General features: G+C 50.8%; 14 protein-coding genes. 12 read left to right on the top strand and 2 right to left on the bottom strand.

From position 1 onward, the window contains the following. Positions 1-95 precede the first annotated feature (95 nt). The 8 genes from dapA (at position 96) to JC200_RS07670 (ending at position 8,152) form a co-directional block, all read left to right on the top strand. Positions 96-998 carry a 4-hydroxy-tetrahydrodipicolinate synthase gene (dapA, locus tag JC200_RS07705; RefSeq protein ID WP_274435682.1) on the top strand — a complete coding sequence of 301 codons (903 nt, stop codon included), beginning with the start codon at positions 96-98 and terminating at the stop codon, positions 996-998. A gap of 59 nt (positions 999-1,057) precedes the next feature. Further along, positions 1,058-2,521, top strand: coding sequence for an aldehyde dehydrogenase family protein (locus tag JC200_RS07700; protein ID WP_274435681.1), 1,464 nt, complete (start codon positions 1,058-1,060; stop codon positions 2,519-2,521). A 58-nt stretch (positions 2,522-2,579) separates the two neighbouring features. Beyond that, the gene (locus JC200_RS07695; RefSeq protein WP_274435680.1) at positions 2,580-3,788 is read left to right on the top strand and encodes an NAD(P)/FAD-dependent oxidoreductase; all 1,209 of its coding nucleotides are present in this window, start codon (positions 2,580-2,582) and stop codon (positions 3,786-3,788) included. Further along, positions 3,748-4,071 (top strand): (2Fe-2S)-binding protein, encoded by a 324-nt coding sequence (locus tag JC200_RS07690; RefSeq protein ID WP_338000204.1) that lies wholly within the window; start codon positions 3,748-3,750, stop codon positions 4,069-4,071. The genes JC200_RS07695 and JC200_RS07690 overlap by 41 nt, the downstream gene beginning before the upstream one ends. Next, a complete protein-coding gene (locus JC200_RS07685) occupies positions 4,068-5,306 on the top strand; it encodes an NAD(P)/FAD-dependent oxidoreductase (RefSeq protein ID WP_274435679.1) in 1,239 nt (412 codons plus the stop codon). The genes JC200_RS07690 and JC200_RS07685 overlap by 4 nt, the downstream gene beginning before the upstream one ends. Before the next feature lie 232 nt (positions 5,307-5,538). Continuing rightward, positions 5,539-5,796, top strand: a complete 258-nt coding sequence (locus JC200_RS07680; RefSeq protein ID WP_274435678.1) for a (2Fe-2S)-binding protein — start codon at positions 5,539-5,541, stop codon at positions 5,794-5,796. 677 nt (positions 5,797-6,473) lie between these two features. Next, entirely contained in the window at positions 6,474-6,923 is a 450-nt protein-coding gene (locus JC200_RS07675) for an ACT domain-containing protein (protein ID WP_274435677.1), read from the top strand. Between the two features lie 23 nt (positions 6,924-6,946). Next, positions 6,947-8,152: an aspartate kinase gene (locus JC200_RS07670; RefSeq protein WP_274435675.1), complete on the top strand. Its 1,206-nt coding sequence runs from the start codon at positions 6,947-6,949 to the stop codon at positions 8,150-8,152. 211 nt (positions 8,153-8,363) lie between these two features. Here the strand turns inward: JC200_RS07670 and JC200_RS07665 are convergent, their stop codons facing one another. Further along, entirely contained in the window at positions 8,364-8,900 is a 537-nt protein-coding gene (locus tag JC200_RS07665; RefSeq protein ID WP_274435674.1) for a methylated-DNA--[protein]-cysteine S-methyltransferase, read from the bottom strand. 245 nt (positions 8,901-9,145) lie between these two features. On the opposite strand from JC200_RS07665, the gene JC200_RS07660 reads away from it, so the two are divergent. The 4 genes from JC200_RS07660 (at position 9,146) to JC200_RS07645 (ending at position 13,096) form a co-directional block, all read left to right on the top strand. Continuing rightward, entirely contained in the window at positions 9,146-9,718 is a 573-nt protein-coding gene (locus tag JC200_RS07660; RefSeq protein ID WP_274435672.1) for a bifunctional transcriptional activator/DNA repair enzyme AdaA, read from the top strand. 69 nt (positions 9,719-9,787) lie between these two features. Beyond that, complete coding sequence (locus JC200_RS07655) at positions 9,788-10,690, top strand: DNA-3-methyladenine glycosylase family protein (protein ID WP_274435671.1); 903 nt, start codon at positions 9,788-9,790, stop codon at positions 10,688-10,690. A gap of 199 nt (positions 10,691-10,889) precedes the next feature. Beyond that, the gene (locus JC200_RS07650) at positions 10,890-12,692 is read left to right on the top strand and encodes an alkaline phosphatase family protein (protein WP_274435670.1); all 1,803 of its coding nucleotides are present in this window, start codon (positions 10,890-10,892) and stop codon (positions 12,690-12,692) included. A 125-nt stretch (positions 12,693-12,817) separates the two neighbouring features. Next, positions 12,818-13,096: an antibiotic biosynthesis monooxygenase family protein gene (locus tag JC200_RS07645; RefSeq protein WP_274435669.1), complete on the top strand. Its 279-nt coding sequence runs from the start codon at positions 12,818-12,820 to the stop codon at positions 13,094-13,096. A 144-nt stretch (positions 13,097-13,240) separates the two neighbouring features. On the opposite strand, the gene JC200_RS07640 is transcribed toward JC200_RS07645, so the two are convergent. Further along, positions 13,241-14,020 carry a sulfite exporter TauE/SafE family protein gene (locus JC200_RS07640; RefSeq protein ID WP_274435668.1) on the bottom strand — a complete coding sequence of 260 codons (780 nt, stop codon included), beginning with the start codon at positions 14,018-14,020 and terminating at the stop codon, positions 13,241-13,243. Positions 14,021-14,235 lie beyond the last annotated feature (215 nt).

Below are 14,235 nucleotides of genomic sequence, written 5' to 3'. Positions count from 1 at the left end.
CTCAATGATGAATAACGTAGAAGGAGATGCCGACGCAAGTAAGAGGTTAACCGAAGGATATGGAACCATCGGGAAACATGACAGGAGGGGGATTTATGGATTATCCGTGGGGCAGGCTTCTAACAGCGATGATCACGCCCTATGACGTGGCAGGAAACGTTGATCATGAGAGGGCATGTCGGCTTGCGGAACACCTCATCGACCATGGTTGTGATGGTGTTGTGGTAGCGGGGACGACAGGTGAGTCTCCAGTTTTATCTTCTGATGAAAAAGAGCACCTATACGTGTCCATCAAAGAGAGAATCGGGCAACGAGGGTTGGTCATTGCTGCTACCGGTTCAAATCACACAAAAAACACCGTTGATTCCACTGTACGAGCCGCGAAACTGGGGCTGGATGGGGTCATGATTGTTGTCCCATATTACAACAAACCCTCTCAAGAGGGCCTTTATCAACATTTTTACTCTGTGGCACAATCCAGTGATTTACCTGTCATGATTTACAACATCCCTTCTAGAACTGGGGCTTCCATAAGTCCTGATACTGTGGCGAGACTCGCCGAACTTCCAACTATTAAGGCCTTTAAGGCAGCTACTGGGGACGTTCTGGAAATCAGTCACATACGACGTCTTACAAAGAACCTGCTACTGTACAGCGGAGATGACCCACTGACCTTACCATTATTGTCGGTAGGGGCACACGGAGTCGTGAGCGTCGCAAGCCATCTGGCTTCACTTTCCATTAAAACAATGATCAATCTTTTTGTAGAACATCACCCAGAACAGGCATTAGAGCTGCACGACAAACTTCTAGCCTTGTTCGAAGTGCTCTTTATTGACGGCAATCCAGCGTCTGTAAAAGTAGCCCTTGAAATCATGGGCTTTCCCACAGGCGGTTTGCGATTGCCCTTAGTGTCCCCTGGACCACACGCACGAGAACGAATCGAAAATGTTTTAGCGAGTATGGATAGTCGGCTACTTGACAGCCGTTTGGAGTAGCAGTTGGGTCCGTTTTCTAGGAAGTCTCGGCAATTACATTCCACACAGGAGATGGTCACATGCCAACTCAGTCCGTTGGACGCCCCATGCTATTGGGAGGACAATGGGTCTATAGTGATAGAACGATTAACATACTAGACCCGCATGACAATAGTCTCGTAGATATAGTGCCGGCTGCGACACGTGAACAAGTAGAAACGGCCATTGAAGATGCGCAGAGAGCTTCAAAAGTTGCAGCCGAGATGACCAGCTATGACCGAATGAGTATTTTAAAGAAGGCAGCAGCTTACGTTGAGGAAAATTTGGAGGAGTACGCTAAGTTGCTCTCTAAGGAGTCTAGTAAGACGATACGTGAATCGCGTAAGGAAGTCCGACGTTGTATTGAGACGTTGACTTTAAGTGCCGAAGAGGCAACAAGGATTGAGGGGGAGACACTTTCCTTTGATCAATCACCATCCGGCCAAAATCGCATTGGGTATTTTTATAGGCTTCCGGTCGGCCTGATAGTTGCGATTACACCGTTTAATGACCCGTTAAATCTCGTAGCTCATAAAGTTGGTCCGGCGATTGCAGGGGGTAATGCCATTATAGTAAAGCCTGCGACCGTTACGCCACTCAGTGCCTTAAAACTTGCTGAGGCTTTCGAGGCCGCTGGGTTACCCCCAAATATTCTCAGTGTGGTTACAGGCCACGGTTCGGAAATTGGGGACATTTTAGTATCTCATCCTGCCGTTCGGATGGTCACCTTTACGGGCGGGCTCAACGCAGGAGAGCACATCATGAAACTCGCCGGCTTAAAGAAGATCAGCATGGAGTTAGGCTCAAATTCTCCTGTAATAGTTCTCGAAGATGCGATACTGGACGATGCAGTTGAGGCAAGTGTATCGGGTGCATTTTGGGCGGCCGGTCAGAACTGTCTGGGGGTTCAGCGCATCTTTGTGGAATCCAGCGTATATGATGAGTTTTTATCGCGCTTCATCGAACGTACTCAGCAGATACGAGTAGGAGAAAAAGAGCTTGAGGATACAGACATGGGGCCCATGATTACTGAGAAAGAAGCTTGTCGGATAGAGGAGTGGATTCTAGAGGCACTTGAAATGGGAGCGCAGATACATACCGGTGGTACACGGAAGGGAAGCTATTATGCACCAACAGTTCTCACAAATGTTCCTCTAGACTGTCAAGTAGCCATGGAGGAGGTGTTTGGGCCTGTGGTGTCTATTTTCAAAGTTGACAGTTTGGATGAGGCAATAGAACTAGCGAACGGAGTTAGTTACGGACTTCAAGCGGGTATTTTTACTAGCGATATTGAACATGCTTTCCAGGCTATCCGGAGACTGGAGGTTGGGGGTGTCATGATAAACGACAGCAGTGACTATAGATTGGATGCCATGCCGTTTGGTGGTGTCAAAGGTTCCGGAGTAGGGAGAGAGGGCGTGAAGTTTGCTCTACATGAGATGACTGAACTCAAGGTGGTTTGTTTCAAATTGACTCATCCGCTAGCCAATAAGGCAAAGGTGTAGATAAGAATTATGTAACTATCCCTATGCCGCACAGTAGCTAAATACCGGAGGCCATAGTATGAGTTTTAAGGTTATTGTTGTGGGTGGTGGAATAATCGGGACTTCAACGGCCTATTATCTTTCAAAACTCGGAGCCGATGTAGTCTTAATAGAGTCAAAGGATATAGCAGCTGGGACATCTGGGTCGTGTGACCGGGCTGTCATGATTCAATCAAAAACTCCCGGCCCTACGCTAGATCTTGCCATAGCCGGCGCCAAAATGTACGAGACATTAGAGGACGAGTTGGGTTTTGACATTGAGTACCGAATGGGGGGAGGGATGATTTTAATTGAAACGGCAAAAGAATTAGATGTTGTTACACAACTTGTGCAGAAACAACAATCAGCAGGCCTTGATGTCAAGCTCCTCTCTGGAGATGAGGCGCGGGTAAGACAACCTGGTCTATCACCTGAAATACTAGGTGCAACATGGTGGGACAAAGACGCTGAGGTGAATCCTCTTCATGTGAGTCTCGCATTCGCGCGCGCTGCCAAAATGAGGGGGGTTGAGATTAGACTACATACGACTGTAACAACCCTCATCACGGACAATGGTAAGGTTACTGGAGTACAAACCGAGTTGGGAGAAAAGATTTATGCGGATAGCGTAATAGTCGCGTTGGGAGTGTGGACCCCCATCCTATTACGAAAATTAGCTCTCGAAGTTCCCATAATTCCAAGACGTGGGCAGATTCTGGTGTCTGAACAGATTCCAAATTTTATAAAATGCAATATTTTGAGCGGTTCCTATATTAGTGCAAAAATGGATAGGACTACTACCTCTGCGGACTCTATGGGGATTGGACTGTCAATAGGCCAGACTGGAAATGGAACATTGTTAATTGGCGGGTCTAGAGAGTTTGTTGGGTATGATACCGGTACTACGGTTGAGGTGATACAGGCCATCGCAGGACTAGCTGTTCGAGCCTTTCCTGACCTAGCAAGAGTTCACTTACTCCGCGCATTCTCAGGACTTCGTCCGTTTACTCCGGACGGTCTTCCGATTGTTGGAAAAGTTGATGAATGGCCCGGATTGTTTATTGCGGCAGGTCACGAGGGGGATGGAATAGCGCTAGGCCCCATTACTGGAGACGTAATGGCTCATCTCGTTTGCAACCTCGAGCTTCCTTTTGACGTGGCACCTTTTTCTTTATCGCGGTTCTCTAGGATGAAAGGGGTGGATGTGAATGGAAATGTCGGTAAACAACCGTTTAAGGTCTCAGAATGAAAGTGACATGCAAAGGAAATCGGTGAAGTTTGTTTTTAATGATCAATACCTTATTGGGTATGAAAATGAACCCATTGCCGTCGCGCTCCTAGCGAATGGTATCAAAGCAATACGGTTTGACGAAACGCTAGGGGAACCAAGGGGTATTTATTGCGGCATCGGCCATTGTTATGAGTGTCGTGCAGTAGTAAATGGGGTGCAGGGTGTTCGCACGTGTGTGACACTGTTGCATGAAGGTACTAGAATTTCTTCCAGCCGTCCCGGGAGGCTTGAAGAAGAATGACATTAACAGTTGACGCTGTCATTATCGGAGCAGGACCGGCGGGTTTGTCTGCTGCTGTGGAAATTGCTCGAACAGGACTATCCGCTGCCGTAATAGACGAATACCCGTATCCTGGAGGACGATTACTCGGGCAGTTATTTGAAGATCCATATGCACCTGAACAAGATAAAGTTTGGGACGGGAAGAAACTGGCGCGAAGACTTGAAGAAGAAGCGCGCAATTTAAATGTGAAAATTTTTTGTGGCGTTACAGCTTGGTCGGCTTCTGGTAAATGGAGGATACATCTTAGGGGATCATCCGAGAAGTACATTGACGCCAAAGCAATTCTGCTGGCGACCGGGGCTGTGGAAAGGGCGGTACCCCTGCCTGGATGGACATTGCCGGGAGTAGTCTCCATTGGGGCTGCTCAAGTTTTCACGAACGTACACCGTGTATCCATTGGTCAACGTGTGATGGTAGTCGGGGTCGACCCACTAGCCATATCAGTGGCCCTTGAAATGCAGCGCGCCGGAATTAACGTAGTAGGAGTTGCTTTGCCGCCAGTGCATCCAATAAACAGTGGTCTTGGGTTGCCCATTGACGGAATGCGACGTTTGGCCAGTGTTTCGAGCCTTGCAACCTCTTCGTTCCATCGTAAAATGGGTCCCCTTGCGGCTGGCAAGTTAAGCAAACTGGCAATTCACGCGTTGAGATTCAATTTGCTTCACCTTGAAGGCATCCCGATTTATCTGCGAAAAGCAGTTATTGCTATCAAGGGAACCGATGTTGTAGAGGCGGTAATCTTGCAACGAGTATCAATTAATGGGATCCCAAATGGTCCTAGCGAACACGTAGCTGTAGACAGTGTCTGTCTTTCAGGCGGTTTATACCCCTTGGTTGACTTTGCACAAGTTGTTGGTTGCCCACTGGTTAGAATCCCCGAGTTGGGGGGAGTGGTACCTTTACATGGACCAGATTTGTCTACACCAGTAGACAGTCTATTTGTTGCGGGCAATATCGTAGGAATCGAAAGTGGTAAGGTAGCTATGGCTCAAGGACGACTTGCGGGAGTTGCTATTTCACGGTTTTTGGGGAAACGAACGAGTCTAACCCTGGAGGAAGCAGAGCAAAACGTGCAAAAGACAAGGGACCATTCCAGTTTTAAATTTTTGCCAAATATAGATATAGGGAACGCGAAAATGAACGAATTGTGGGAATCGCATAGTGCGATTAGTACGTTTATGTCCATGAGTTGAACGTACCGGGGCGCGAGCCAACCGTTATCGTCTGTACTGCTGTGCACTCTTCATTGCCGTGACCATTAGGTGCAACACCTTTAGGGGCCATATCTTTATCCAAATATGGAACGAAAGTATGAAACGAAATTATGGATCGAAAGTATGGATCAAATCTAGTCTTTTAAAATTTCTTAAATCGTGGATACCTGATGGTGGTCGAAGCATCTGTTCGTATAGGAGGATAGATCACATGGACGACTTAATTGTATGCAGATGTGAGGGAGTCCGTCTGTCAGAAATTTTGAAGGCTATAGACGAAGGTGCAGACGCCTTCCCGGGAGTGAAAAAGAGAGTTCGTACCGGAATGGGATACTGTCAGGGGCGCGTCTGCCAACAGGTTGTCCGTGATATCATTGAGCAGGCGACAGGAAAGCCAGTTCCACTTCAAAGAGCTCAGACTCCAGTCCGCCCAATTCTGTTATCAGATATCGGGCCATATGACGGCTGATCCAGTGCTTTAGGTGTTAGGTGAAAGCATGGTAAGTATTGAAAATTCACAATCTACATTCCCGCCTACTCATAACCAGGTCGGTGGGGCGACGAACAACTTTTAAAACATCTCTGTCGGGTGCGCGGCTATGTCACCGATTCGCAGAATGGATTTAGGCGTCTTTCCTGCACCTATTCTGTGTCGAACGGTATTCTGCCGCCTGTCCATGTAGAAAGCAGAGTCAAGTCGTTCGAGTACGTGATGTTCCTGTCGCTGCTGATACGTACACGGACATCTTGCCTGAGCAGATGGCGAGCGATGACGGACGGCCACCGCGGCGGATGGAAGCGTATGACGGCAGACCCCATGACCCGCAAGTCGAACGGGTACTTGCATTCTTCGGATCGGACCTGAACCTCCTACAGCAAAGTGGAAAAAAGTGGTGCTGACACAACGATCAGCCGTTTGAACTTCCCCTGAGCAGCTAGTGCCGTTTTCAACTGACAACCCTCACCCACGTGCCGGAGATGCGTTACAGATACCATAATCCATATTCAGGATAAGGAATATTATTTTTCGATCTGTTGAGTATGCGACAAATTCCTATTTGGTCAGTATAACGTTGCAGTCATTCCTTACCCATGCTAATATGTCCTCATAGAAAATACAATTGTTCTTCAGAGGAGTACACTGGTGTGGAAAATGAAATGGATAACCCGTACTACTTGATTCGCCAGTCCCATCTTCCAGACGGTATGCGCAAAACGGTTGAAGTCATGGAATTATTGAAACAGCAACCTGAAATGAGCGTTCTTACCGCATCTAAGATGGTTGGCATATCCAGAAGTGTATTCTATAAGTATAAAAATGTTGTAAAACCATTTTATTCTAGAGAACAGGCCTACATAATAACCATTTCTCTTATGTTGAGACACACCCCCGGCGTGTTATCGAAGGTTCTGGATACTCTCTCTAGAGATAACGCCAATATTTTAACCATTAATCAGTCCCTCCCATTACAGGGAATCGCGTCGGTTACGATATCTCTCGATACCAGCCATATGGACTTTGAAATTGGACTCTCCATTGAAAAGCTGAATGGCATCTCTGGGGTGGAAAATATTTTATTAGTTGGTCAGGGGTAGACAAGAGAGAGGATGGTTGCTTTATGGGGCTTATTGTCCAAAAATTCGGTGGTACTTCTTTAGATTCAGATGAAAAACGAAGCGCGGCTGTCAGACATATTGATGAGGCGCGTTCAGAGGGTCACTCTGTAGTAGTCGTAGTGTCTGCAATAGGGAGAAAGGGCGAGCCCTACTCGACAGACACCCTCCTTGCCCTTGTGCATGACGGTGCTGTCTCTAGGAGAGAGCGTGATACTTTATTGGCATGCGGGGAGGCAATCAGCGCCGTTAAATTCGCTAGCTGTTTAGAAAGCAGGGGACTCCGTGCTACCGTATTAAGTGGTCAGCAGGCGGGGATTGTTACAGATGATAACTACGGTAACGCTGAAGTTTTGAATGTGAATCCAGATAGAATGTTGGAATTGGTTAGTAGGGGAACCATCCCTGTTGTGATGGGGTTTCAAGGAGCAAGCGAGCTAGGTGATGTGACGACTCTAGGTCGTGGCGGTAGTGATATAACTGCTGTCGTTTTAGGCGCCGCACTTAAGGCAGTATACGTAGAGATATTTACAGACGTGAACGGTATCATGACTGCGGACCCGCGAATCGTTCCGGAAGCTCGCCATGTTACTAACTTATCTTATTCGGAAATGTATGATTTATCGTCTAATGGGGCGACTGTGCTACATCCCTCAGCGGTTCATTTGGCAGCGGAGAGAAAAGTTCCTCTACGCATTCGCAAGACAATTTCAGATGCACCTGGTACCACCATTTTGAGTCATTCCGAAAACAACGAGGCACAAAGTTCCCCTAATATTAAAGGCATCGCATTGACAGATAAGCTTGTACAAATAAGCTTTTCCGAAACGTCAGGTGACGTTCGGAAATTTATGGATTTCGATGGTGATGATGGTTTTGTTGTCGAGAAGGTACACTTCCAAGGTCAGGGGTCTGTATACATCGCTAGTTATTCGAATGAGGATGTGCTCAACGCTTCTTTAACTAAGATAAACTCAAAATTTCATCAAGTTACTCCGTGTTCTAAAATTACAATTGTAGGTAACATTCGTGAACAGAGAGAGTGGGACACAATTCAAAGTGTTATCTCGAATGCGTTGTTGCAGCATGATATTGATGTTCTTGGTTCCCGCGCGTACCAAAATGTGGCCTCTTATTGGTTTAGATCGCACCAAAGAGGAGATGCTGCTAGAATAATACATAGTGCATTGTTCTCTGAAATGGCTGTCTAGTTTCTGCAAATTAGAGTGAATCTTCTCTATGTATCAGAGTTCGTTATTCAGGACGGCGGAATGCGGGATGAGGAGTGGGGAATTTCGGAGGAGCGGCATAGGGTGGTACAATACCAGGACAGATTACCGGTTGGTGCGTTAAGCGGAAAAAGCTTCCGGATAGCCCGCGACCAGCAGCCTACCCCTTTCCCCACCATCGCTCTGCGACCGTTTAGTGACTGCCCCAGTCTCTTGCGGACATGAGCCCCTCCAGCCCCAGCAACTCGGCCTTCATCTCAACACCGCCGCGGTATCCGGTGAGTTTCCCACTCTTTCCGATGACTCGATGACAAGGGATGACAATTGGTATCGGATTGGCGCCGTTTGCGGCTCCCACGGCCCGGACAGCGGAGGGCTGCCCAATACCTTCTGCAATTTGTGAGTAGCTCCGTGTGTCTCCAAACGGGATCGTCAGCAGAGTGCGCCACACACTGACCTGAAATGGTGTACCTCTGAGGTCGAGCGGGAGGGAGAACTCTGTACGACGACCCTCGAGGTATTCTGCAACCTGTTCCACGTATGGGCGCAATCCCTCCGGGTCGTGAATCGGATTGGCACCGCTCACATGCCTCGTCAGCCACTGTCGCAACGTATCGAGTGTTTCGTTTGGCAAGCTGATGCAGCATAGCCCTGTATCCGTGGCTGCAAAGTGGAGTGTCCAGTCTCCATGCTGCAGCGTGTCCCAGTACACGTCCGTTTGTTGTCCCATTTCTTCTACCCCTCCAGCGCGTCAACTCTGACGGGCTCCGATTCTGCACCTCCACTATAAGCGTTGGCACACGTCGAAGTAAGGATTTGCGAATGTGACAGCAACATCACGATAGTCGGGAGGCAGAAATAAGCCTAGCGGTTTCTTGTGCTCTTGTTTTCGCTCACTACCCATGGCAGCCAATCGCAAGTAGACTGGTTTTTAAGGTGTCCGCACGCAGCTTCTGAGCGAGGTGGTGACGAAGGATGCAGGATGTAACGGACGAACTGTATGAGACGATGAAGCGGCGTGATACAAACTTTGACGGGCAACTGTACATTGGCATCGTGTCAACGGGCATTGTTTGCTTCCCTTCCTGTCGATCCCGCTTGCCGAACCGTGAAAATGTACGAGTTTTTCCTGGCCTGGACGAAGCTCTCCGAGCGGGCTTTCGGCCGTGCAAACGGTGCAAGCCCGATAATCCAAAGCAGATGTCACCTGATGCGGAAATTGCGAACCGCGTCCTTGAGATTCTCACTTCTCGATATCAAGAAGCGTTAACGTTGCAAGAACTTGCAGACGAGTTGAACGTGAGCCCGTACCACCTTCAACGCACATTTAAACGATTCACGGGGCATTCCCCGGCAGGCGGACTGCGGCGCATTCGGATGCAGCGCGCACAAGACTATCTCCGGACGACAGCTGATAGCGTTGGCGCTATCGCGTTGCGTGTTGGGTACGAGAGTGCGTCTCATTTTTCAGCGACGTTTCGCAAGGAGTTCGGGATTTGTCCACATGACTACCGTTCATCCTTGCGTCCTGATCAGGCGCGCCCGTAAAAACCCATGGCCGCATCCGTCGCGACGAGCAGAGCGGCGAGACGAGCCACAAGCAGAAAGGAGACGTACATGCCTGAACAGTTGATTCCCACGAGCCCTTTTGACTTCCGCCAAATGCTTCGGCGACCGTTGTCCCGACCTTCCAAAGTCACGGTGATTGACGCGACGGCAGGCTCCTTCACGCGAGTAATCCGGCTCGGCACACGGTTGGTACCGGTCACAGTGGTTGACGAGGGGACTGTTGACCAGCCAATGCTGCGTCTCATATACCCCGAGGGCCTTACGGAAAGTGAAGGGGCTGAGGTTCGCGAGCGTTTGGCTCGGATGTTTAGTACAAATGTGAATCTGCAAGGGTTCTATTCGCGGATGGAGACTCAGGCCGGTTGGGGGGGACTCATTAAACAACTCTACGGCCTCCGGGCTATCCAGGACGCCGATTTGTTCGAGTCAATGGTCAAGGTGATTGTCGGGCAGCAGCTGAATGTTCAGTTCGCCGCGACTTTGGTGGAGCGGTTGGTCGATTTGGGCGGTGAGGTGGTGGATTGGCACAGCACTTCGCTGCCGGTCTTCCCTTCTGCAGAACGGGTCGCTGACTGGTCGTATGAGGACCTCCGGGCGCTTTCCTTCAGCCAACGTAAAGCAGAATATGTCATCGACTTCGCCCGTGCGGTTGTCAACGGCCGTATTGGCTTGGACGAACTGTGGAGCAAGTCGGATGCCGAAATTTACGACACGCTAATGCCTCTTCGGGGCGTTGGTCGGTGGACGGTTGAATGTTTCCTGCTCTTTGGCATGGGTAGACCGGACGTGATGCCCGCGGCGGACATTGGCGTTCAAAACGCGATCCAAAAACTGTATGGGTTAGAACATCGACCGAAGGAGGATGAGGTGAGGCAACTGTCTGAACCGTGGGCGCCGTGGCGTAGCTATGCAACCTATTACCTGTGGCAGAGTCTAATTCGAGTGGTCTAGACGTTTGGCTGCAAGATTCCCTTGACGCAAGACATTTTGCGCGGCCGAGACACGGCTGAGACACGGCTGAGAGCGCTTTACTCAACATTTACAGGAGTTTGTGCAAACTATAGATTTCCTGCGGATTTCCTTCATAATTCCCTACTAGAGTGGACTGTACTAGTTCTTCTATTCTTGGATTCATGGAGGAGATTCGGAAATGAATTTTTGGTCTACGTCGCGCAAGCAAGTCATTCCATTGGTAGTTCTGGCATCCACGCTAGGGCTCGTCGGTGCGACCGTTGCGGCGCCCAAAGACGTGTTTGCCAGTATGAAGCCGCGGGCTGTCCACGTGAGCGATTCTCGCAGTCACATCCACCACGTCGTGTACATCATCATGGATAATGTGCACCAAAGCGACATTGCGCAGATGCCGGCCATTGTGCGCTTCATGCATCAAGGTACGCTGTTTGCCAACGACCACACCATACTCGTCTCGCACACGCAAGACGGCATGCTATCCGATATGACCGGTAAGTACCCCAGCAAAACGGGCGTGATCGACCAGGGATTCTTTGAAAACACGTCGTCGGGTTTCCAATACTCCAGTTTCAGGTACTGGACTTCGAGTGATCCCGATGGCCAACCGCATGTGACGACCACACCGAACTGGACGGCATTTAACCAGCACGGCTGGTCTGTCGGCGCCGTCGGCACACCGGACATGGAACTCGAGAGCTCAAAAGAAGTAACGCCCGCGATGATGCAAGGCAACGCGGATACCAATCCGTCGGATTACCTCGGGGTTGCGGTGCACGAAGTCAACGGCTCGGCTGTCTTCGGGTCGCCGAACCTGCCGTACCTGTACAACGCGGCGTCGTGGTCAGACCCCGCTAAAACTCTCGGCGGCTTCCCGGGATGGAGCGACGGGGGGGACCTGAACTGGTCTTTGCAGGCGACCTATGAGATGCAGACGCACGGCGTGCCGGTGACGTTTACCTATCTGCACGACGCTCATGAAGTGAACGGGAAACAGGCGGCACCTGGTACTTATCAGTCTACCCTGCAAACGTACAACACCGACCTCGCCAACTTTTTCGGCAAACTGAGCGGTGCTGGAATCAACCCGTCCAACACCTTGTTTGTGCTCACGACGGACGAGGGCGACCACTACATGCCAAACGGCGAACTCACCACCAACTTGACGGGCTGGCTGGCGAACAATTCCCTGAACACGCAAAATCCTGCCAACATCTCCGTCTATGGCGACAGTGGGGCTTTGGTGTACCTTAAAGACCAGTCACAACTGCCAAAAACCCTTGCTTCACTGCCGGCAGTCCCTGGCTGGAACTACGTGGCTGACCCGGCGGAACTGAGTGCTCTTCACATGAGCGTCTCAGCAGCCTCTGACCGCAACCCATCGTTTGTGCTGTTCGCAAAACCAGACGTCTACTACGGCTACAGTGGGGGCACAGGTTGGAGCAACAACTCAAACTACTTGTGGAACCACGGCACGCTGAGTCCGGACATCCTCCATACGTGGGCCATCATGGTCGGACCCGGCGTAATGGTCGACCATACTTCCTACCAATGGCTCGATCACACGGACACGATGCCGACGATTTACACATTGCTTGGTTACTCTCTGACAGGTGCATCGTTCGACGGCGTACCTGCGCTAAGCGGCCTGACGCGTATCAACCGGCTCGCATGGCAAACACCGGAACTTCTTCGAGCCGAGGCGGTGTTTAAGCAACTGAACGCACCTGTCGGCGCGTTCGGCATGGCTACACTCCAACTGTCCACGGAAGCTGCCGTGAACGCCACGAATTCACTTGGCACGACGCTGAATAACGAGATCTCGACTCTGACCCAAAGGCGTGACGCAACAGCAGGCAAACTGCAATCCGCGATTCTGAACGCCGTTGAAGGTCACGAAGTGAACGTTTGGCAGTTGCAGGCGGACGTGGAAGCCGCTGAAGGAGTCCTGCGTTCGGCGCAGCAACAAGCGTCGCTGCAGTAACGCTGGGGCAAGCGCTGTACGCACAATTTTTCGCAACGGTGCAAGCGCGTGGCTGCACAGAGGTTCACGCCGTGACTTCGCCTGTGAACAAAGGGTCGGTTGCGTTTCATGCCAGGATGGGATTCTTGATTGAACCGGGCGACGGCGAGATGTCAGATGAAATGGTAAAACTCGCGCAGGGGCAACAAGGTTTTCTCGGCATCGAGAGCGTAAGGGGGGCGGACGGCATCGGGATCACGGTGTCGTATTGGGACTCTGAATTGTCCATTCGGGCGTGGAGAGAGAATGGGCGCCACCATGTCGCGCAGAAACGCGGCCGAGAGCAGTGGTACGAGAGCTTCTGGACTCGAGTTTGTAAAGTCGAGCGGGCATATGGCTTCGACAGGGGCAACGATGCGTCGTGAAGGTGGGGACAAAACCACGTTGCGGCCTGCGGCAGTGCGATTGGTCTGATCACGTCGACAGGCCGCGACGCCTTTCCGCAGCCTGCGACAACACAACAACTTGGCCAGCGCGCTAACTTGGCCACAGCGCCAAGTAGGCCAGCGCTATTTGAGCAGGTCCAGCCAAATCTTCAGCGCCGTCGCGAGAATCAAACTGGCGAGCAGAACTTGGAGCCATTTGACTTGGAGGCGCCTCCCCACAGCAGCGCCGAGGGGGGCGCCGACAATGCTGGCCCAAATCATGATCAGCGAAGGGCCGAGCAAGACATCACCTGTCCAAAACTTTCCGGCGGTCGTTCCGATAGACGAGAGCAGGGTAATTGCCAGTGATGATGCGACCGTTACCCTTGTCGGAATCCGCAACACAACTAACATGATGGGCACGAGCAAGAATGCGCCAGCGGCGCCGACAATCCCCGAGAAAAACCCGACCGCCCCAGCTAACAGTGCTGCGAGCGGACCGTTAAAGCCAATCTCGCTGATGGCGCGGTCGCCTTCTGCAGATTTTGGAATGAGCATCATCACTGCCGCAATCGTGGCAAGGACGCCGTAAACGAGGTTAATCGAAGACTCTGAGAACGACTTGGCCGATATGGCACCAACAAAACTGCCGACGATGATGGCGGCGCCCATGTATGCGATGAGTCTCGGATGTAAAAAGTTGCCGCGGCGGTACGCGTAAACCCCCGCAGCGGACGCGAACAGCACCTGCACGGCACTGATGCCGGAAACTTCGTGAGCGGTGAACTCCGCCACACCTAGTAACGGTGGAATGTACAGCAACAACGGGTACTTCACGATTGAACCGCCGATGCCTACCATGCCGGAGATAAACGAACCGACAAGACCAATGCCAAGCAGTGTCACAAACGTTGCTGGCTGCATGTATAGACCTCCGATCCGAAGCATTTGGCTCAGTGCTCGTCCCCTCTCAAAGCTATGCAGACTTTCATGTACAAATACCTGGAAGGGTATATGGTGTTGACAATGGTTTGAACGGACTATAGACTATACCCCGTTGGGTATATTTGCCGTGGGGAGACTGCATGAACTGCAGTGCAGCGACTCTGCATTTTGAGGGCTGTAGGGGACATTCTAGG

This window comes from Alicyclobacillus sp. ALC3, assembly GCF_028751195.1.
GTDB lineage: Bacteria > Bacillota > Bacilli > Alicyclobacillales > Alicyclobacillaceae > Alicyclobacillus_L.
Note: the sequence above shows the minus strand (reverse complement) of the source record. Positions and strands in the feature narration are given on the sequence as shown.